The organism is Streptomyces sp. NPDC002057 (assembly GCF_040296665.1).
Taxonomy (GTDB): Bacteria; Actinomycetota; Actinomycetes; order Streptomycetales; family Streptomycetaceae; genus Streptomyces.
The window spans coordinates 38,745-57,331 of the sequence record NZ_JBEOXR010000037.1; the positions used below are offsets into that span (position 1 = coordinate 38,745).

Below are 18,587 nucleotides of genomic sequence, written 5' to 3' on the forward strand. Positions count from 1 at the left end.
GGCCCGTACGTCCCGGTCCGGCCCTCCCCGGTCCGGCCGGCCCCCGGATCGCGTACGGCCTACCCCGGCCGGACGGACGAGGCCCGTACGTCGAGGCGGGTCGGGACGAGGGTCCCGGCCGACTCCCGGCGGCCGTGCTCCAGGACCGCCACCAGGTGCTCGACCCCGGCCTCCGCCACGGCCTCGGGGCGCAGGCTCAGGGTCGTCACCGGCGGTGCGGTGTGCTCGGCCGTCACGTCCTCGCTCACCAGCACGAGGAGGAGGTCGTCGGGCACCCGGTAGCCGTGCCGGCGGACCGCCTCCAGGACGAGGGGCGGACTGGCCTCGGCCACCACGACGAGGGCGTCGGGACGCTCGCCGTCGGGGTGTTCGTCCTCGGGGCGTCCGCCGCCGGGGCGTTCACCGTCGGGGCGTTCACCGCCGGGCCCCTGTCCTCCGGGGCTCCCGGCTCCGGCGAGGGCCGTCTCGACGGCACGCACCACCGGTCCGTTGCCGGGTTCGGCGACCCGGACGACCCGCTCCGGCAGACCGTGGGCGGCGCACCACGCGCGGTGCGCGGCGAACACCTCGTCGTGGAAGCGGGTGGTGCTGTCCGGCACCACGAGGACGGGCCGGCGGGCGCCCTGCTCGCGGACGTGGTCGAGGACGTCGCGCACGGCGGCGCCGGCGTCCACGTCCACCCAGTACGCCCCGGGCCGCCCCTCCACGGAGCGGTCGCTGAACACGGGGATGTGCGCGGCGAGGAGGTCGTCGACGACCGGGTCCCCGGCGACGGGGTCGGCGACGACCACCGCGTCGAGCGACAGGTCGGCCCACTCGCTCTGCAGGGAGCCGGCGGGCAGCAGCACCACGGCGTAGCCGCGTCGCAGCGACGTCGCCGCGGTGGCCGCGGTCAGCCGGGCGAAGTACGGCGACTCCAGGAAGGTCCAGGGGGCTTCGGCGAACTCCCCGACCACGTATCCGATCAGTCTGGCCCGTCCCGCGCGCAGATGGCGCGCGGTGGCGTTGGGCCGGTAGCCCATTCTGCGCGCGGTCTCGCGGGCCTTCTCCCGTACTTCGGGGGAGAGCCTGCCGGTGCCGTTCAGTGCCGCCGAGACGGTCGTCTTGGAGAGGCCCGCCTCGCGGGCCACGTCGACGAGGCGGACGCGTGGGAGGGGCGGCGAGGGCTGCCCGCCGTGCGGTGTGGCGTCGGTCATGGGACTGATGCTGCCACCCTCGCGACCTTTGCAAAACCGTTCCCGCAGAGGGTTGTGCGGGAACGTTCCCGCATCAATACTCGCTCCATCCCCCAGCGCCCGTCACTACACCCGTAAAGGGGTGGGTCTGCATGCGCATGTCCAGAACCATCGCGCTTCTCGCCTGTACCGCCGCTCTCACCGCGACCACCGGCGCCTGTTCCGGCGCGACGACGCCCCGGGCCGCCGCCGGCGGCGCCGACGTCGAGGTCACTCCGCTGTCGCCGCCCGCCCAGGGCCCGCTGGACTCCTTCACCTGGTCCCTGTACGCCGAGCCGTACACGCTCGACTACGCCCTCGCGTACGACTACCCGCCGAACACCGTGCTCGCGAACGTCTGCGAGCAGCTCCTGCGGGTCACGCCCGACCTGCGGATCGAGCCCGGCCTCGCCGTGAAGTACGACCGCCCCGACCCGCGCACGCTCGTCTACACCCTGCGCCCCGGGGTGAGGTTCCACGACGGCACGACCATGACCGCCGACGACGTGGTCGCCTCCCTCAGGCGGCAGATGGACCCGGAGACCGGCTCCCCCTGGGGCTCGTCCTTCAAGAACGTCGACGCGATCGAGAAAACCGGACCGCTGGAGGTGACGCTCCGGCTGGGCAAGCCCGACATCCTGCTCCACGAACTGATGGCCGCCTCCCCCGGCACCATCGAGAGCGCCGCCACCCTCGCCGCGGCCGGCAAGGACTACGGCACCCCCAAGGGAAAGATCAACTGCACCGGGCCGTACGCCCTCGACACCTGGTCCCAGGGCTCCGAGATCACCCTGAAGAAACACGCGGACTACTGGGACCCGAAGCTCTCCCCCAAGTCGGAGAAGGTCACGTTCACCTTCATCGAGGACGCGGCGGCCCGCTCCAACGCCTTCCTGTCCGGCACGGCCGACGGCGGCTACATGGTGCCGTCCTCCTCGCTCGGGCAGCTCCGCGCCAGCGGCAGGGGCACGGTCCTCTTCGGCCCCAACACCGCCGCGTCGAACCTCGCGGTCCTCGACTTCCACGGCCCGCTCGGCGACCTCAGGGTCCGCAGGGCCCTCTCCCTGGCGCTCGACCGCGAGAACATCGTCAAGGCCGCGGCCGGCGGCGTCGGCGTCCCCGCCAAGGCCCCCGCCGCGCGCGGCGCCTGGGCCCTGGCCCCCGAGAAGACCGCCGCGCTGTACGACACCCAGCCGGAGCCCGTGTACGACGTCGAGGCCGCGAAGAAGCTCGTCCAGGAGGCGGGTGCGGCCGGCCGCACGATCACCCTGGTCACCAGCACGCTCGCCCCCGAGATCAGCGTCGTCGCCAACGCCGTCCAGGCCGCCGGACGGCAGATCGGACTCGACGTCAGGCTCAGGTCCGTCGCCCCGGAGGCGTACAGCAGCATCTTCGTCGACCCGAGCGCGCGCGAGGGCCTGGACCTGGTCATCACCAGCGGGTACGACAACACCCCCGATCCGCTGGAGTTCTACCAGTACCTGCGCACCGGCGACTTCGGGAACTACGGCAAGTGGTCGAACGCCGAGTTCGACGTCGCCTTCGACCGGGCCAACTCCGAGCCCGACGCCGGCCGGCGTGCGGAGCTGACCGCCGGACTGCAGACGATCGCGATGCGCGAGCTCCCGGTCATCCCCCTGTACGAGGCGCCCCACACCGTCTTCCTCGGCAAGCGCGTGACCGGCGCCCCGACCGGGATCGCCCAGCTGTACTACCCGTGGGCGGCGACGATCGGGGCCGCGAAGAAATGACCCGCTTCCTCGTCGGACGGCTCCTCGGCCTGGTCGCGGTGCTGTTCACGACCTCCCTGGTGGTCTTCGGCAGCATCCACCTGGCGCCCGGCGACCCGGTGTCGTTCCTGCTCCACGGCCGCCCCGCGACCCCCGAGGCCGTGGCGGCCCTGCGCACCCAGTACCACCTGGACGATCCGCTGGCCGTGCAGTACGCGAAGTGGCTCGGCGGCGTCCTCCGGGGCGACTTCGGCACCTCCGCCCAGTTCCACCAGGACGTCGCCGCGCTCATCGGCTCCCGGCTGCCCGGCACGGCCCTGCTCGTCGGGTACGCGGCGCTGCTCGTCGCCCTCGTCGGCGTGGGGGCCGGGATCCTCGCCGCGCTGCGGCCCGGCCCGCTCGACCGGACGGTGCTCCTCGGCACCGGCGTCGCCACGGCCACACCCTCCTTCGTGACCGCCATCGCGCTCGTGTCGCTGTTCTCCGTCCAGCTGGGCTGGTTCCCGGGCCCCGGCGGCACGCCCACCGGGTTCTCCGAACGGCTCCACCACCTCACCCTGCCGGCCGTCGCCCTGGCCCTGACCTTCGCCGGTCTGCTCGCCCGGGTGACCCGCTCGGCGATGCTCGACGAACTCGGCCGGGAACACGTGGAGGTGGCGCGGGCCCGTGGCGCCGCGGGGCGGACCGTGGTCCGCCGGCACGTGCTGCGCAACGCGCTCGGCCCGGTCGTCACCGTCGGCGGCACCATGCTCGCCGGCCTCCTCATCAGCACCTCGATCGTCGAGACCGCCTTCGACGTGCCCGGCCTCGGCTCCCTGCTCGTGCAGTCGGTCTCGGCCAAGGACTTCGCCGTCGTGCAGGCGATCACCCTGCTCAGCGTGGCCGCGTTCGTCCTCGTCAACCTCGTCGTCGACCTGCTCGCCCCCCTCATCGACCCCCGGCTGTCCCTCCACGGGGAAGGCTCCTCATGACCACCACCGCGCCCCCGGCGCCCGTCGTCCCGCTCCGCAGGCCCGGCCTGCGCGCCCTGCGCCTCCTCGGCCGGGGACCGCTGTTCACCGCCTCGGTCGCGGTGCTCGCCGCACTCGTCCTGGTCGCCGTCCTCGCCCCCGTCCTCGCGCCGTACGACCCCGAGGTCCTCGACCTGTCGGCGAGCCTGACCGGCACCACGGGCGAGCATCCGCTCGGCACCGACCAGTCCGGGCGGGACATCCTGTCCCGGCTGATCCACGGCGCCCGCACCGGCCTGCTCGGTCCCCTGCTCGTCGTCGGCGTCTCCACCCTGCTCGGCACCGCAGTCGGCGTGGTGGCGGCCTGGCGCGGCGGCTGGGCGGACTCGCTCCTGTCCCGCTCGATGGACATGGTCTTCGCCGTCCCGGGGCTGCTGCTCGCGATCCTGCTCGTCTCCGTCGTCGGCTCCGGGATGACCGCGCCGGTGATCGCCATGGCGGTGGCCTACACGCCGTACGTGGGACGCCTGGTGCGCGGCATCGCACGCCAGGAGAAGGCCCGGCCGTACATCGAGGCCTACCGGGTGCAGGGCTGGTCCGGCTGGACCGTCTGCCTGCGCCACCTGCTGCCCAACATCGCCCCCACCGTCCTCGCCCAGTCCGCGATGAACTTCGGGTACGCGCTGATGGACCTGGCGGCGCTCTCGTACCTCGGCTTCGGCGTGCAGCCGCCGACCGCCGACTGGGGCGCCATGATCAACGAAGGCCAGGCGGCCGTCCAGCAGGGGGCGATGCTGCCCGCCCTCGCGCCCTCCGTGTGCATCGTGCTCGCCGTGGTGGCGTTCGGCATCGTCGGCGAGGGGCTCGCCGACCGGATCGCGAGGCGGGAACGGTGAACGGCATGCCGGACATGAGGAAGCAGAGAGACACGGACCCGGTCCTGGAGATCGACGGGCTCGAGGTCCGGCTCGCCGGCGACCGCGCCGCGCGGCCGATCCTCGACGGTGTCGGGCTCCGGGTGGCGCCCGGGGAGAGCGTCGGTCTGGTCGGCGAGTCCGGCTCGGGCAAGTCCGTGGCCTGCCGCAGTGTCCTGGGCCTGCTGCCGGCGGGCGCGCGCACCAGCGGCGAGGTCCGGGTGGCCGGCCGGGACGTCCTCGCCATGAACCGCGCGGAACTGACCGCGCTGCGGGTCCGGCAGGTCGCGATGGTCCACCAGGACCCGCGCGCCTCCGTGAACCCGCTGCGCCGCGTCGGCGACTTCCTCACCGAGGGGCTCCGCGCGGCCGGCACCCCGGCCGCCGCGGCGACCGCTCGGGCCCTCGACCTCCTCGACGCGGTGGGAATCCGCGACCCGCGCGGCGCCCTGCGCCGCCGTCCGCACGAGTTCTCCGGCGGCATGCTCCAGCGGGTGGTGATCGCGGCGGCCCTCGCGGCCGAACCCGCGCTGATCGTCGCCGACGAGCCGACCACCGCCCTGGACGTCACGACCCAGGCGGAGATCGTCGGGCTCCTCGCCGGACTGCGGGCGGAGCGCGGCACGGGCCTGCTCTTCGTGACCCACGACCTCGACCTGGCCGCCACGGTCTGCGACCGGGTGTACGTGATGTACGCGGGCCGGATCGTGGAGACGCGGGGCACCGACGAACTGTTCGACCGGCCGCGCCACCCGTACACGGCCGGGCTGCTCGCCTGCACGCCGGACATCGCCGCGGACGCGGCCCCGCCCCGGCCCATCCCCGGACGGCCCGTCTCCCTGTCCGAGGCGCCGCCGGGGTGCGCCTTCGCCGCGCGCTGCGTCCACGCGGTGCCGCGCTGCTCCGAGGAGAGGCCCGTGCTCGCCCGGCACGGCGACGGACTCGCCGCCTGCCACCGCGCCGACGAAGGGATCACGCTGTGACCGTCTCAGCGAAGGGGGGACCGGGCGCCGAAGGCCCGGTCGTCGAGAACCCGGCCGCCCGAGGCCAGGTCGGCGAAGGCCCGGTCGGCGAAGGCCAGGCCGCCCGAGACCCGGCCGTCGAGGGGCTGGTCGTCGAGGGGCTGCGGAAGCGGTTCGGGGACCACACGGCGGTCGACGGCGTGTCCTTCACCCTGGCGCCCGGGGCCTCCCTCGCCCTCGTCGGGGAGTCCGGCAGCGGCAAGACCACCACCGTGCGGATGCTCGTAGGCCTGGAGCGCCCGGACGGCGGCACCGTCCGCCTGGACGGCCGGGACCGCTCCGCGCGGCCCCGGGGACGGGCCGAACGGCTGGCCAGGGCCCGGGAGATCCAGATGGTCTTCCAGGACCCGTACCTCTCGCTCGACCCCCGGGTGACCGTCTCGGGCTGCCTGGACGAGGTCCTGCGCCTCCACACCGCCCTCGGCCCGGCAGGACGCCGGGCCAGGGTCGCCGAACTCCTGGACCAGGTCGGCCTCGGCACGCGCGAGGCCGCCGCCCTCCCCCGCGGTCTGTCGGGCGGCCAGCGGCAGCGCGTGGCGATCGCCCGCGCGCTCGCCGTGGAACCCCGGGTCCTCGTCCTCGACGAGGCCGTCGCCGCGCTCGACGTGTCGATCCAGGCCCAGATCCTCGAACTCCTCGGCGCGATCCGCCGCGAGTCGGGCATCGGCTACCTCTTCGTCACCCACGACCTGGCGGTGGTGCGGCACATCGCCGACGAGGTCCTCGTGCTCAGGTCCGGCCGGGCCGTGGAGACGGGCCCGGCCTCGCGGGTCCTGTCGGCTCCGGAACACCCATACACCCGCCTGCTCCTGGACTCGGTCCCCCGCCGGGGCCGCTTCCCCGCAGGCCGGTGACGGGTCTGCGGCGCCCGGACGAAGGGGCGGACGACGGCGGCTGTCATGCCCCCCCGGGGGGCAGGCGCCGCTCTCAGCGGACGGGCGGGCGGGCGTGCTCCCACGCCCAGGCGGCGACGCCGACCCGGTTGCGGGCCCCGACCTTGCGCTGGATCGTGGCGAGGTGGTTCTTCACCGTCCCGGGCGAGATGAACAGGGCCGCGCCGATCTCGGCGTTGGTGGCCCCGTCGCCCACGAGTCCGGCGATCTCGCGCTCCCGGGCGGTCAGCGCCTCGACGCCGCTCGGCGCCTCCGCCGCCCGGGCGCGCTCCTCCGGCGCGGGCTCCGGGGAGAGCCGCTTCAGCAGCCGGACGGTGATCTGGGGGCTGATCAGCGCGTCGCCTGCCACCGCCGCCCGCACCGCCTCCGCCAGGAGCGCCGGGCCCGAGCGCTTGAGCAGGAAGCCCGCCGCGCCGGCCCGCAGGGCGGTGTGCACGTACGCGTCGAGGTCGAAGGTCGTCACGACGACCACGCGGACGTCCTCCGCCAGGCGCCTGGTCAGCTCCAGGCCGTCGAGCCGGGGCATGCGGATGTCCGCGAGGACGACGTCCGGGCGGAGCCGTCCGGCGAGTTCGAGCGCCTCCAGGCCGTCGGCGGCCGCCCCGACCACCTCGATGTCCGGCTGGGCGCCGAGGATGATCGCGTACGCGCTGCGGATCGCCTCGTCGTCGTCGGCCAGCAGAACCCTGATGCTCATCGGCCCTCCAGGGGCATCGTCGCGGCGACCTGCCAGCCGCCTTCGTTGCGGGCGGCGGTGAGCGTGCCGCTCAGCGCCTCCACCCTGGCGGCCAGACCGGCGAGGCCGCTCCCGCCCCGGCGGCGTCCCGACGCGTGGGCGCCGGTGCCGTCGTCGCTCACCATGACCTCGATCCGGCCACCGGCGCTCCGCACCCGCACCGTGACGGCACGCGCGGCGGGCGCGTGCCGCCGGACGTTGGTCAGCGCCTCGACGACGATCCGGTACGCCGTGGCCGCCACCTCGCGCGGCACCTCCGTATCCGCCGGAAGGAGCTCAAGGCGCACGTCGGCGCCCCCGGAGGCCGCGAACCGCTCGACCAGCACCGGGAGTTCGTCGAGGCCCGGCTGCGGCAGACGCTCGGCTCCGCGCTCCGCCCCGGTCCCGTCCCCCGCCCGGGCGCCCCGCCCCGGCTCCGGTGTCCGCAGCAGGTCGACGGTCCGGTCCAGCGAGCCGAGCGCCTGCTGCCCGGCCTGCTCGATCCGCCCGAAGAGCTCCGCCGCCCGGGCCGGGTCCGTGGCCGCCAGGACCGTCCCGGCCTGCGCGAGGGCGACCATGCCGCTGACGTCGTGCGCCACGAAGTCGTGCAGGTCGTGGGCGAGGGCGAGTCGCTGATCGCGGCGCGCCTCCCGCACCGAGCGGCGCCGGGTGGTGTCGAGCCCGCGCAGGTACAGCCCGGCGAGCGCCGCAGGAACGACGAGGGCCGCGCCGAACCCGCCGAAGCCGAGCAGGTCGCCCGGACCGTCGAGCGGCCCGAAGCGGGTCGGCCAGAGCGCCACCGCGAGGCCGGCGGTCACCGTGGCCATCGCTCCGTGCCACCACCGGCCACCCCGTACCGCGAGGACCACCAGCCCCACCAGCGAGGCAAGTTCGGCCAGTCCCACCAGGGCGGGCCACCGGTCTGCCTCCGACCACCGGCCGAGGAGCCATGTCCCCGCGGTGACCGTCAGCGAGACCGCCCCGGTCGTGAGGGCGGGGGCGGCCCGGGCCGCCCCACGCGTCCGCCGTCTTCGCGGCACCGCGAGTCCGAGCAACGCCACCCCCGGTACGGCCGCGGCCACGAGTACCCGTCCGGTCGTCATGTCCCCCCACATGCGCCCCACTTTACGGATCATCAGACCGCGACGCCTGTGCCGATCGGCACATGCCCGGCCCCCGCCGGGCACCCGGGACGGCCCGAACGGCATCTGCCGTCACCCCCGCGCCGACCCGCAGAGTCGAGGCATCGAAGCGGCCGACCGGGCCGCCCGGAAGAGGAGTCGCCCCGATGCTCGACACCACGCAGTCCTCCCGTACCGCCGCCGAGCCCGCCGGCCGGTCCTCCTTCCACCCGGCCGGCCGGCCCGGCCGTCGTCCGGCCGACCCGGCGGACATCGCCCCCGCCCCCCGCTGGGCCGTGCGCGCCGCCAAGGCGGCGGTCTGGTCGACGGTGCCGTCCGGGCTATGGCGCATCGCGTTCGCCTTCGGCGCTCCGATGGGGTTCTCCGGCGAGGCGCTCGCCCTGCTCCACGCGGACGTCATCGGGTGGGGCACCTTCTCCATGCTCACCCTGAGCACGCTCGCCGAGGTACTGGCCTTCCTCACGCTCGGTCTGGTCCGCCCCTGGGGGCGGGTGGTACCGCGCGGGTTCCCCCTGATCGGCGGCCGCCGGGTCCACCCGCTCGCCGCGATCGTCCCGGCGGCCCTGGGATCCCTGGTCCTCACCGCCGGAGGCGTCTTCGGCGCCCTCCAGTGGTACGGCCCCGACAACCTGGGTTCCCCCGACGCGCCGCAGGGCTTCGCCGGCCTGGTGATGACCGCCGCCTACCTCCCCCTGGTCGCCTGGGGTCCGCTGCTGGCGGCCGTCACCTTCGACCACGCCCGTCGCACCCTGCGGCGCCGGTGAACCCCGGTGGCGTTCCCTCGGGTCGCGGGGACGTCCGGGGCGCCGGGAGTCTCCGGAGTGGGCCCGTGAGACTCCGCGGCGCACGACACGGTGGGAGAGGGACGGGTGCCGGTCAACGGCGGGCCGGGTCCCCGGTCATCAGGGGCTCGGCGTGCCGGTCAGAGGCCGAGCCGCCCGCCCGGGATGCCCGGGGGTGTCGGCAGGGGCAGCTCCAGACGGTTCTGGGCCTGGGCCGGCGAGGCCTGGCACGTCACGTCCGCGGCGGGCAGCCTGCCCGTCACGAGATAGGCCGTGGCGGTGCCGTCGGCGCAGGACCCGGAGCCGTAGACGCCGTGGCCCTGGCCTCCGAGGACCGTGACCATCCGGGAGCCCTTCAGGGTGCGGCGCAGCCCCTGGCCGCTGACCAGCGGTGTCTGGGAGTCCCACTCGTTCTGCAGGATGAGCGCTCCGACGGTGTTGTTCACCTCGGTGGCGGGTTCGGACCCGTTCCCCCAGAACGCGCACGGCTTGATGTGGGACGCGAAGTCGCCGTACAGCGGGTACCTGGCCTTGTCGCGGACGGCGTCGCGGCGGTACTGCTCCGGGTCACGCGGCCAGGCGCGGGTGTCGGCGCAGACGACGGCCCAGAAGCTCGCGTCCATGTTGTCCGAGGGGACGGCGCGGGCGAACGTGGGCGGGACGGGGCTCGGCGACGTGCCCGGCCACGACCGCGCCGGCGCCGGGGTCCCGCCCTCGGCGGCCTTCCTGAGCCGGGCGACGGTCTCCGCGGCGGTCGCCACGTCGAAGAACTCGGCCCGCCCGGAGCGGATGTCGTCGCCGGTCAGGAGCGTGCCGTCGAGCTCGATCGGCTGACGGTCCGCCCGGGCGACGAGGTCCCAGAAGGTCGTGCGGACCTTGGCCGGGGTGTCCCCGAGCCCGTACGTCGCGTGCCGTTCGGCGGTCCAGGCGCTCCACCGGGTGAACGCCGGTTCCGCGCCCTCCGCCCACACCTGGATCATGCCGCGCCAGATCCGCGCCGGGTCGACCGCGCTGTCCAGGACGAAGCGGTCGGACCGCCGCGGGAACATCTGCGTGTAGACGGCACCGAGGTAGGTGCCGTAGGAGTACCCCAGGTACGAGATCTTCTTCTCGCCGAGCGCGGCACGGATCACGTCGAGGTCCCGCGCCGTGTTGCGGGTGGTCAGGTGGGGCAGGACGCCGCCGCCCTTCGCCCGGCACTTCGCCGCCACGGTCCGCGCCCACCGGACGTCCTTGTCGAACGTGGCCGCCTTGTAGGGGCGCTGCCAGTTCAGCTCGTCGCCGTTCAGGCCACAGCTCACCGGGGAGCTCCGGCCCACGCCCCGGGGGTCGAAGCCGATCAGGTCGTACGTCCGCTTGACGGCGTCCGGCAGCTCCGGGGCCAGCCACAGGGGCATGTCGAGGCCCGAGCCGCCGGGACCTCCGGGGTTCAGCAGGAGCACACCGCGCCGGGCCCGGGGGTCGGTCGCCTTCGTCCGGGACACCGCGATGTCGAGCTTCCGGCCACCGGGGCGCGTGTAGTCGAGCGGAACCCTGATCGTCGCGCACTCGTACGCCGCCGGCGCTTCGGCGTCGCAGCGCTTCCAGCGCGGCTTCTGCTGTGTGTACGGCTTCAGGGGATCGACGGCCGCCCTGGGCGCCGGGACGGCCGGGGCGGCGGCCGCCGGCGTGAGCGCGGGTATGAGTGTCGCGAGGGCGCCGATGGCCACGACGGATGCCGTTCGTCTGCTTCTCACAGTGCGTCAGGTCCTTGGGGAGGTGAAGGGATTCGTCTCACGCACCTTTGCTCAGAAGGGAGTTGGACGAATCCCTCCCGAGGCCGGATTCCCGTCAGACCCCAGGAGGAGCGGGCCGCGGCGAATGGTTCCCGATGCGGAGAACCCGGCCCGCCGTTTTCGCGTCGGGGGTCCGCGTTCCGGCTCGCCGAAGGCCCCGGACACGCCCCTCCAGGAGGGGGTGGGGCGGCCCCTGACGTAAAGGTGCGAAGCCGTCCGGCGGCTGTTGCAATGGAGGGAGCGTTCCGTCGGATCTTGCCTTCCCCCACACGACGGCGGACGAGGCCGGAAGCCGTCACGGCATCCAAACAGCGGGTGTGGAGTGGTCATGAGCGAGCTGGACATGAGCGACGACTTCGAGGACATGGGACCGGTCGACTATCTGGTCGTCGAGTTCCCGGGCAACCGGATGACGGGCGAGGGGTTCACCCTCCTCCTCGACCTGGTCGACCGCGGCATCGTCCGCATCCTCGACCTCCTGTTCATCAGGAAGGACCTCGACGGGGGTGTCGTCGTCGTGGAGCTGAAGGACCTCGACGGTGACGGCGAACTCGACCTGTCGGTGTTCGAGGGCGCCTCGTCCGGGCTCCTCGGTGAGGACGACGTCCTGGAGGCCGGCACCGCCCTGCAGCCCGGCAGTTCGGCCGGGATCCTGGTGTACGAGAACCTGTGGGCCGCTCCCCTCGCACGGGCGCTGCGGCGCAGCGGCGCGCAGTTGGTGGCCGGCGGCCGTATCCCCGTACAGGCGCTCCTGGCCTCGCTCGACGCCGAGGAGCCCGGGACGGGCGACGGTGACACCTGAGGAACGGGATTCACTCGGGCGGAGTACCGCCGGGGCAGAGGCAGGGCTCGGGCAGAGGCAAGGAGACAACCGTCATGCCAGGACTTCTTCGAGGGGTCGCGCGGACCGCGGTGGTGGCCGGGACGGCGACCGCCGTCTCCAACCGCGTCTCACGGCGTCAGGCCGGGCGCTGGGCGCAGCAGGAGACGGCGCCGCCCCCGCAGTACGCGGCGGCACCGGCCGCCGCGCCGGCGCCCGCACCCGCCGACGACATGAGCAGCAGGATCGCCCAGCTCAAGGACCTCGGCGAGCTGAAGGCGCAAGGCGTCCTCACCGAGGAGGAGTTCGCGGCCCAGAAGAGCCGGATCCTCGGCCCGTGACCGCCTCCGCCCAGGTCGTCCGTTTCCCAAGGAGAGCCCCATGACCAGCAACACGAGCGGAACCCAGCAGGGCGGGACGGCGCGCGGCCACGGCGGGAGCGGTCCCGTCGTCGGTGGGTGGGTGGTCTTCGCCGCGGTCCTCATGATCTTCGTCGGGCTGATGACCCTGTTCCAGGGGATCGCCGGCATCGCCAAGGACGACCTGTTCGTCACCACCCGCAACTACGTGTACCAGTTCAGCCTGACCGGCTGGGGCTGGGTCCACCTCATCCTCGGCATCATCATGCTGCTCGCGGGTTTCGCCCTGTTCAAGGGAGCCCTGTGGGCCCGGATGATCGGCGTCGCGCTGGCGGGTCTGGGCATGATCGCGAACTTCATGTGGCTGCCCTACTACCCGTTCTGGGCGATGCTCCTGATCGCCATCGACGTCATCGTCATCTGGGCGCTGTGCGCGGCTCCCCGGCTGCCGCAGACGTGACCCGGGGGTGAAACCCCGGGCGCACTCCGACGACGGTTCGACGGGCCAGGCAGGAGGGCTTTCGATGCCCCGGAAGACGACTTCGGCGACGCGTGAGGCGGCCCACGCCACGCCCGAGGAACGCGCGGCTCTCGGCAAGGAGGCCCGGCGCGGCGCACCTCGGTCGAGCCACGCCGAGTACCGGCCGTCACCCCACCGGCCGGACCCGCTCACGATCCTGGAGGCCCAGTCCGCCACACGGGTGCCCGAGCTGGTCCCGATCCGGTACGCCCGGATGACGGAGTCCCCGTTCCGGTTCTACCGGGGCGCCGCCGCCATCATGGCCTCCGACCTGGCCGCCACGCCGCGCTCGGGGTTCACGGCCCAGCTGTGCGGGGACGCGCACATGCTGAACTTCCGTCTGCTCGCCTCGCCGGAGCGACGGTTGATGTTCGACATCAACGACTTCGACGAGACCCTGCCGGGGCCCTGGGAGTGGGACGTCAAGCGGCTGTCGGCGAGCCTCGTCATCGCGGGCCGGGCGAACGGCTTCGACGACGTCGAGCGCGCCGACATCGTCCGGAGCACGGTCCGTTCGTACCGGGAGGCGATGACCCGCTTCGCCGGCATGCGCACCATCGACGTCTGGTACGCCAAGATCGACTCGGACCGTCTGGAGTCCCTGGCCGCCGACCGGCTCCGGCGGCGCGGTCAGCGCAACCTGGCCCGCGCCATGGCGAAGGCCCGTACCCGGGACAGCCTGCAGGCCTTCGCCAAGGTCACCGAGACGGTCGACGGCCGGCCCGTGATCGCGGCCGATCCCCCGCTGCTCGTCCCCATCGGCGACATCCTCCCGGATGTCGAGCGCACCGAGCTGGAACGCCAGTTCCGTGCCCTGATCAGGCGGTACGTCCGCACCCTGAGCTCCGACCGGCGCACGCTCCTGGAGGAGTACCGCCTGGCGGACGTGGCGCGCAAGGTGGTCGGCGTCGGCAGCGTGGGGACCCGCTGCTGGATCTTCCTGCTGCTCGGCCGGGACGACGAGGACCCGCTCTTCCTCCAGGCCAAGGAGGCCGACACCTCCGTGCTCGCCGCCCACGTCGGCGCGAGCATGTACCGCAACCAGGGCGAGCGGGTGGTGTCGGGACAGCGGTTGATGCAGGCCGCCAGCGACATCTTCCTCGGCTGGGAGCGGGTGGACGGCATCGACGGCAGGAAGCGCGACTTCTACATCCGCCAGTTGCGCGACTGGAAGGGCATCGCCATGCCCGAGCGGATGCGGCCCAAGGACATGGAGGCGTTCGGCGAACTGTGCGGAGTGACGCTGGCGCGGGCGCACGCGCGGTCCGGAGACCGGATCGCGATCGCCGCGTACCTCGGCGGCGGGACCTCCTTCGACCGGGCCCTCGCACAGTTCGCGGAGGCCTACGCCGACCAGAACGAGCACGACCACCAGGCCCTGGTCGACGCGGTGGCCACGGGCCGGCTGCCGGCGGAGGAAGTGCCGGCGTCCTGACCCGGGAAGGCCCCGAGGGCTGCGCCGCGTTCCGTGCGGCTCAGCCCTCGGGGTCGTCCGCCCTCTCCCGCCACAGGGCGGGGAAGCCGTCGGCGAGTTCCCGTTCGACCCAGGCCAGCCTGTGGGTGAGGATCTCCCTGCCGTCCGGGGGGCTCTGGGCCGTCAGGCGCTTCAGCAGGGTGCGCAGGCGGATGAGGACCATCGGTGCGCCGGTGGCGGCGGCGATGACGTCGTCGAGGCCGGTGCGCAGGAAGTCGTCCCGGTCCGGCAGCTCGATCACGAGGCGCGCCGCGCCGTCGGCGTCGGCGATCCGCAGGGGTCGGGCCGAACGGGTGGCGACGGGTCCGGTGAGCAGGTCCTCCAGGTGGTCGAGGCCCTGCACCGCCGTGGCGGGGTCGTTGACCGCCGGGGACAGGGCCCGCAGCACGATGTCGGCCAGGAGCCGGAAGGCGAGCAGGGGGTCCTGCTCGAAGGTCCGCTCGGCTCCGGTGACCAGCCCGTCCAGCACGGCCGCCGCGGGCAGCCGCGCGCCGTGCACGTCGGCGACGTGGGTCCCCCGGAACAGTGTGGTGCCCGGAAGCACGTGCAGGACGATGACCGCGTCCGCCGCCCGGGCGGTGGTGAGCAGCCGCTCCGTGTCGACCTGTTGCAGCACGGCGACGGGCTCGGGCCAGGTGATCGTCGTACTCGGCGGGGGGAGGGGGCCGGGCGCCTCCTGTCCCGCGCCCCGTTCGTCCAGGCCGTCGAGGAGGGCGCGGCCCCGCTCGGTGACCGCCTGGAGGACCGGAGCGAGCTGGACGGATGCGAAGGCCCTCAGCTGCAGCCTGCGCAGCAGGGCCAGCAGCGCCAGCAGGACGAGCCCTGCGAGGCCCGGCACGGCTGCCGACACCTCGGGGTGGGCGCCGATGGCGAGGGCCGCCGTGACGCAGTACACGGCGAGGCCGAGGGCGAAGGCGAAGGTCCGCCAGACGATGGGGGCCTCGCGGAACAGCGTCAGCCGGGGTGAGAACGACGTGTGGGCCCACTGCACCACCAGGAACAGCAGGGAGAAGATCACGGCGGTGATGCCCAGTACGCCGAATCCCAGGGCCAGCAGCATGTCGACCACCTGCCGCGCCGGCATCTGCGGTCCCCCGGCGATCCTCGGCAGGGCGAGACCGAAGGCCAGTCCGACGAGGGCGAACAGCAGCTGGGTGGTGCCGGCGCGGACGCGGCGGTTGCGTCGCAGCGGGGTTCCGCGCCTCATGCGGCGGCGCCCGGCCTCGGGGCCCGGACGCCGTCGACGCCCGGCGGGGTCGGCAGTGCGGTCAGCATGGTCGGATTCTCCCGCAAGGCCCGGCAGGGCGCCTGATCTGACACCGTCACTCCCCCGGTCCCCGGTGCCCCCGGGGGAGTGCGGGGCCCCTAGCCGGAGGAGGCCCGACCGCGCGGCGTGGCGTCGGTCGCGAGCGCGTTCTCGCGCAGATCCGGGGCGGTACGCAGGGTGCGCGCGAACCAGTCGCCGTAGCGCCGTCCCAGGAAGGGCGCCGAGGCGCCGTGCAGGAGGACGCTCAGACCGACGGTCACGGCGACGACCTCGCTCAGCAGGCCCACTCCGGCCAGGTGCTCCTCGAACGCCATCAGCCCGAACACCAGGGAGGCGAGCCCTCGCGGGCCGAACCAGCCGATGTAGGCGACGGAGGCCGGCCGCAGGCCCGTGCCGATCAGGGCGAGGGCGACCGGCAGCATCCGGACGACGGTCAGGCTGAGCACCGCGTAGACCACGGTCCGCCAGGTGAGGTGCTCCAGCACCGGTCCCAGGATGACCGCGCCGAAGACCAGGAAGCTCAGCGAGCTCAGCAGCAGACCGAGACGCTCGGTGAACTCCGTACTCCGCGCGAGGTCCGGACCCTCCTCGCGGACGCCGCCGAGCGGTGCGCCGGCGCCGAGCGGTGCGCCGCCGCCGACCGGTGCCCGGCGCACCCGGATGCCGAACGCCAGGCCGGCGGTCCAGGCGCCGATGAAGCCGCTGCCCTCGGCCGCCACGCACAGCGCGTAGGTGACGACGGGTACGGCGATCGTCAGGAACGGACGCCACGCGGCGCTGCTCCAGCCCCGGTCGGCCGACCGGCGGAGGAGGGCGGCACCGGCCCCTCCCACGACGATCCCGACCGCACCGCTCAGCAGCAGCGCACGCAGGAACGTCCCGACGACGCCGGAGTCCCCCGGGCCCTCGCCGGCCGCCGCCAGCGCCAGGACGAAGAAGGGCAGGGCCAGTCCGTCGTTCACGCCCGACTCGACCCCCAGACCGCCCCGGACCAGGGCCGGAACCCGCTTGTCGGCCACGGCCTGCTGCCCGAGCGCGGCGTCCGTCGGCGCCAGGATGATGCCGACGAGCGCGAGCTCCCACAGGCCGAGCCCCGGCAGCAGGGGCCAGGCGAGGAGCCACCCGAGCGCGATGGTGAGCGGCAGACCCACGGCGAGCAGCCGCAGCGGCAGGAACTCCTCCAGGCGCAGGTCGCGGCGGCGGATCGCCGCCGCGTCCGCGAACAGCAGCAGGACCAGCGCGCTCTCCAGCAGGCTCCGGGTGAGCTCGGGCTCCTCGGCCAGGCTCATCAGGTCCAGGCCCAGCGGGCCCATCGCCAGGCCGAACGCCATGAACACCAGGGGCCCGGAGATCACGGTCGTGGAGAGTCGCCGCGAGAACGCCCCGTACCCGGCCACCACGCCCCCGGCGACGACCAGGGCCCAATGGCTGCTCATCGGCACTCCTCACGCGGCGACACGGAACCTCACCCTACGTGTCCACCGGGCGGGGTTCGTGACACCGCGCCAGCGGTCCCGGGTCGCGGGGGTGGGGCGAGGTCACGGGTGCCTCGCCCGCGACGGGAGCGTTCCTGGCGGGCGTACGGGCGGCGGGTGTACGGGCGACGCACGTACGGGCCACGGATGCACGGGCGGCGGAGCGGGCCGGACGGAGGGTCAGGCTGCCGGGACCGCGCGCTGGAGCGCGGTGATGACGCGGTCGAGGGCGTCGTCGCTGTGCGGGTCGGTGAGGTTGGCCCAGAGTTTGAAGATGAAGCGCTGGAGAACGGGCCGGCGGAGGCCCTTCGTGGCGACGATCTTCATGACACGGGGGTGGTTGAGGGCGTGCACGACGAGGCGCCCCACGGTGAAGTAGCGGCCGTAGGCCGTGCGGACGGCTTCGGGGTAGGCGAGCAGCGCCGCCTCGCGCGCGTGCGCGGTGGGCTGCCGCAGGGCGTGGGTGATGGTGTCGGCGGCCAGTCGGCCGGACTCCATCGCGTAGTCGATGCCCTCGCCGCTGAGCGGGTTGATCATTCCTCCGGCGTCGCCGGTCAGGAGCAGACCGCGGGTGTACTGGGGGCGCCGGTTGAGGCCCGCGGGCAGCGGCGCTCCGCGCAGCGGGCCGGTGGCGTGGGCCTCGTCGAAGGGCCAGACCGGGGAGATGCGCTCGGTCCACTCCCCGAAGAGCCGCCGGTGGTCCAGTTCGGGCCTGCGTCCGATGTGGAAGGTGCCCAGACCGACGTTGAAGGAGCCGTCGCCGACGGGGAAGGCCCAGCCGTAGCCGAACGGCATGTACGTCCGGCCGCGCGGGTCACGGGTCTCCAGGTCGAGCCAGGCCTCCAGGTGGTGCTGGTCGCGGTGGGGCACGGTGTAGTAGCGGCGCACGGCCACGCCCATGGGCCGGTCCCTGCGCTGGTGCAGACCGAGGGCGACGGCCAGCCGGCTCGACGCGCCGTCCGCGGCGACCACCAGCGGCGCCCGGTAGGTGTGGGACGCGCCGTCCCGCCGGGCGACCACACCGCCCACCCGGTCGGTGCCCGGCTCGAAGACCGGCCCGGTGGCCTTCGTCCCCTCCAGGAGGCGCGCTCCGGAGGCGACGGCCTGTCGGGCGAGCAGGTGGTCGAGGTCCATCCGGCTGCGCACGAGCCCGAAATCGGGGAAGGACGCCACGCTGGGCCAGGGCATCTCCACCGTGGTCCCCGAGCCGTGGACCCGCAGGCCCCGTGTCCTCACCCAGCCGGCCCCCTCGGTGTCGACGCCCATGTCGACGAGTTCCTTCACGGCGCGCGGGGTGAGTCCGTCTCCGCAGATCTTGTCCCGGGGGAAGGTCGCCTTCTCCAGGAGCAGGACGTCGAGGCCGGCGAGGGCCAGGTGGTGGGCCGTGGCGCAGCCGGCGGGTCCGGCTCCGACCACGATGACGTCCGCCGAGTCGCGGTGGGGGGACAGGTCCATGGGTTCTTCCTCTGCTGCGGCCGGCACGAGGTGCGGGGAACGGCTCCCCATGTGTACCCACGGCCGACGGCTTTGATCAC

General features: G+C 74.1%; 17 protein-coding genes. 10 read left to right on the forward strand and 7 right to left on the reverse strand.

Annotated elements, in window-relative coordinates; genetic code table 11:
* Window positions 1–59 precede the first annotated feature (59 nt).
* Entirely contained in the window at window positions 60–1,196 is a 1,137-nt protein-coding gene (locus tag ABT129_RS25565; RefSeq protein ID WP_351905947.1) for a LacI family DNA-binding transcriptional regulator, read from the reverse strand.
* A gap of 131 nt (window positions 1,197–1,327) precedes the next feature.
* Here ABT129_RS25565 and ABT129_RS25570 point away from each other — a divergent pair, with 131 nt between their 5' ends.
* From ABT129_RS25570 to ABT129_RS25590, 5 genes are all read left to right on the forward strand, one after another.
* Window positions 1,328–2,965 (forward strand): ABC transporter substrate-binding protein, encoded by a 1,638-nt coding sequence (locus ABT129_RS25570; protein WP_351905950.1) that lies wholly within the window; start codon window positions 1,328–1,330, stop codon window positions 2,963–2,965.
* Window positions 2,962–3,915: an ABC transporter permease gene (locus ABT129_RS25575; RefSeq protein WP_351905953.1), complete on the forward strand. Its 954-nt coding sequence runs from the start codon at window positions 2,962–2,964 to the stop codon at window positions 3,913–3,915. Before ABT129_RS25570 ends, ABT129_RS25575 begins: the two co-directional genes overlap by 4 nt.
* Window positions 3,912–4,790: an ABC transporter permease gene (locus tag ABT129_RS25580; RefSeq protein WP_351905956.1), complete on the forward strand. Its 879-nt coding sequence runs from the start codon at window positions 3,912–3,914 to the stop codon at window positions 4,788–4,790. Before ABT129_RS25575 ends, ABT129_RS25580 begins: the two co-directional genes overlap by 4 nt.
* A 14-nt stretch (window positions 4,791–4,804) precedes the next feature.
* A complete protein-coding gene (locus ABT129_RS25585; protein ID WP_351905959.1) occupies window positions 4,805–5,791 on the forward strand; it encodes an ABC transporter ATP-binding protein in 987 nt (328 codons plus the stop codon).
* Window positions 5,792–5,916: 125 nt separating this feature from the next.
* Window positions 5,917–6,684 carry an ABC transporter ATP-binding protein gene (locus ABT129_RS25590; RefSeq protein ID WP_351906039.1) on the forward strand — a complete coding sequence of 256 codons (768 nt, stop codon included), beginning with the start codon at window positions 5,917–5,919 and terminating at the stop codon, window positions 6,682–6,684.
* A 73-nt stretch (window positions 6,685–6,757) separates the two neighbouring features.
* Here the strand turns inward: ABT129_RS25590 and ABT129_RS25595 are convergent, their stop codons facing one another.
* Together ABT129_RS25595 and ABT129_RS25600 are read right to left on the reverse strand one after the other, a co-directional pair.
* Complete coding sequence (locus ABT129_RS25595) at window positions 6,758–7,420, reverse strand: response regulator (RefSeq protein WP_351905962.1); 663 nt, start codon at window positions 7,418–7,420, stop codon at window positions 6,758–6,760.
* Window positions 7,417–8,541 (reverse strand): sensor histidine kinase, encoded by a 1,125-nt coding sequence (locus ABT129_RS25600; protein WP_351905964.1) that lies wholly within the window; start codon window positions 8,539–8,541, stop codon window positions 7,417–7,419. Before ABT129_RS25600 ends, ABT129_RS25595 begins: the two co-directional genes overlap by 4 nt.
* A gap of 185 nt (window positions 8,542–8,726) precedes the next feature.
* Between ABT129_RS25600 and ABT129_RS25605 the strand changes: the two genes are divergently transcribed.
* Window positions 8,727–9,344, forward strand: coding sequence for a hypothetical protein (locus tag ABT129_RS25605; protein ID WP_351905967.1), 618 nt, complete (start codon window positions 8,727–8,729; stop codon window positions 9,342–9,344).
* 158 nt (window positions 9,345–9,502) lie between these two features.
* Here the strand turns inward: ABT129_RS25605 and ABT129_RS25610 are convergent, their stop codons facing one another.
* Window positions 9,503–11,098, reverse strand: coding sequence for an alpha/beta hydrolase (locus tag ABT129_RS25610; protein ID WP_351905969.1), 1,596 nt, complete (start codon window positions 11,096–11,098; stop codon window positions 9,503–9,505).
* A gap of 382 nt (window positions 11,099–11,480) precedes the next feature.
* Between ABT129_RS25610 and ABT129_RS25615 the strand changes: the two genes are divergently transcribed.
* The 4 genes from ABT129_RS25615 to ABT129_RS25630 all read left to right on the forward strand — a co-directional run bounded on the left by ABT129_RS25615 (window position 11,481) and on the right by ABT129_RS25630 (window position 14,271).
* Window positions 11,481–11,939, forward strand: a complete 459-nt coding sequence (locus ABT129_RS25615) for a DUF6325 family protein (protein WP_351906042.1) — start codon at window positions 11,481–11,483, stop codon at window positions 11,937–11,939.
* Window positions 11,940–12,013: 74 nt separating this feature from the next.
* Complete coding sequence (locus ABT129_RS25620) at window positions 12,014–12,298, forward strand: SHOCT domain-containing protein (protein ID WP_351905972.1); 285 nt, start codon at window positions 12,014–12,016, stop codon at window positions 12,296–12,298.
* A gap of 40 nt (window positions 12,299–12,338) precedes the next feature.
* The gene (locus ABT129_RS25625; protein WP_502981902.1) at window positions 12,339–12,776 is read left to right on the forward strand and encodes a DUF7144 family membrane protein; all 438 of its coding nucleotides are present in this window, start codon (window positions 12,339–12,341) and stop codon (window positions 12,774–12,776) included.
* A gap of 64 nt (window positions 12,777–12,840) precedes the next feature.
* Window positions 12,841–14,271 carry a DUF2252 domain-containing protein gene (locus tag ABT129_RS25630; RefSeq protein WP_351905975.1) on the forward strand — a complete coding sequence of 477 codons (1,431 nt, stop codon included), beginning with the start codon at window positions 12,841–12,843 and terminating at the stop codon, window positions 14,269–14,271.
* Between the two features lie 40 nt (window positions 14,272–14,311).
* On the opposite strand, the gene ABT129_RS25635 is transcribed toward ABT129_RS25630, so the two are convergent.
* From ABT129_RS25635 to ABT129_RS25645, 3 genes are all read right to left on the reverse strand, one after another.
* The gene (locus tag ABT129_RS25635; protein ID WP_351905977.1) at window positions 14,312–15,517 is read right to left on the reverse strand and encodes a DUF2254 family protein; all 1,206 of its coding nucleotides are present in this window, start codon (window positions 15,515–15,517) and stop codon (window positions 14,312–14,314) included.
* Between the two features lie 158 nt (window positions 15,518–15,675).
* Complete coding sequence (locus ABT129_RS25640) at window positions 15,676–17,013, reverse strand: cation:proton antiporter (RefSeq protein ID WP_351905980.1); 1,338 nt, start codon at window positions 17,011–17,013, stop codon at window positions 15,676–15,678.
* A gap of 219 nt (window positions 17,014–17,232) precedes the next feature.
* Window positions 17,233–18,507: a geranylgeranyl reductase family protein gene (locus tag ABT129_RS25645; RefSeq protein ID WP_351905983.1), complete on the reverse strand. Its 1,275-nt coding sequence runs from the start codon at window positions 18,505–18,507 to the stop codon at window positions 17,233–17,235.
* Window positions 18,508–18,587 lie beyond the last annotated feature (80 nt).

Coding starts and splice junctions, on each gene's coding strand:
- ABT129_RS25595 (WP_351905962.1), bottom strand. CDS start 7,420: ATGAGCATCAGGGTTCTGCTGGCCGACGACGACGAGGCGATCCGCAGC.
- ABT129_RS25585 (WP_351905959.1), top strand. CDS start 4,805: ATGAGGAAGCAGAGAGACACGGACCCGGTCCTGGAGATCGACGGGCTC.
- ABT129_RS25615 (WP_351906042.1), top strand. CDS start 11,481: ATGAGCGACGACTTCGAGGACATGGGACCGGTCGACTATCTGGTCGTC.
- ABT129_RS25605 (WP_351905967.1), top strand. CDS start 8,727: ATGCTCGACACCACGCAGTCCTCCCGTACCGCCGCCGAGCCCGCCGGC.
- ABT129_RS25640 (WP_351905980.1), bottom strand. CDS start 17,013: ATGAGCAGCCATTGGGCCCTGGTCGTCGCCGGGGGCGTGGTGGCCGGG.
- ABT129_RS25635 (WP_351905977.1), bottom strand. CDS start 15,517: ATGAGGCGCGGAACCCCGCTGCGACGCAACCGCCGCGTCCGCGCCGGC.
- ABT129_RS25630 (WP_351905975.1), top strand. CDS start 12,841: ATGCCCCGGAAGACGACTTCGGCGACGCGTGAGGCGGCCCACGCCACG.
- ABT129_RS25625 (WP_502981902.1), top strand. CDS start 12,339: ATGACCAGCAACACGAGCGGAACCCAGCAGGGCGGGACGGCGCGCGGC.
- ABT129_RS25645 (WP_351905983.1), bottom strand. CDS start 18,507: ATGGACCTGTCCCCCCACCGCGACTCGGCGGACGTCATCGTGGTCGGA.
- ABT129_RS25580 (WP_351905956.1), top strand. CDS start 3,912: ATGACCACCACCGCGCCCCCGGCGCCCGTCGTCCCGCTCCGCAGGCCC.
- ABT129_RS25620 (WP_351905972.1), top strand. CDS start 12,014: ATGCCAGGACTTCTTCGAGGGGTCGCGCGGACCGCGGTGGTGGCCGGG.
- ABT129_RS25600 (WP_351905964.1), bottom strand. CDS start 8,541: ATGACGACCGGACGGGTACTCGTGGCCGCGGCCGTACCGGGGGTGGCG.
- ABT129_RS25575 (WP_351905953.1), top strand. CDS start 2,962: ATGACCCGCTTCCTCGTCGGACGGCTCCTCGGCCTGGTCGCGGTGCTG.
- ABT129_RS25570 (WP_351905950.1), top strand. CDS start 1,328: ATGCGCATGTCCAGAACCATCGCGCTTCTCGCCTGTACCGCCGCTCTC.
- ABT129_RS25565 (WP_351905947.1), bottom strand. CDS start 1,196: ATGACCGACGCCACACCGCACGGCGGGCAGCCCTCGCCGCCCCTCCCA.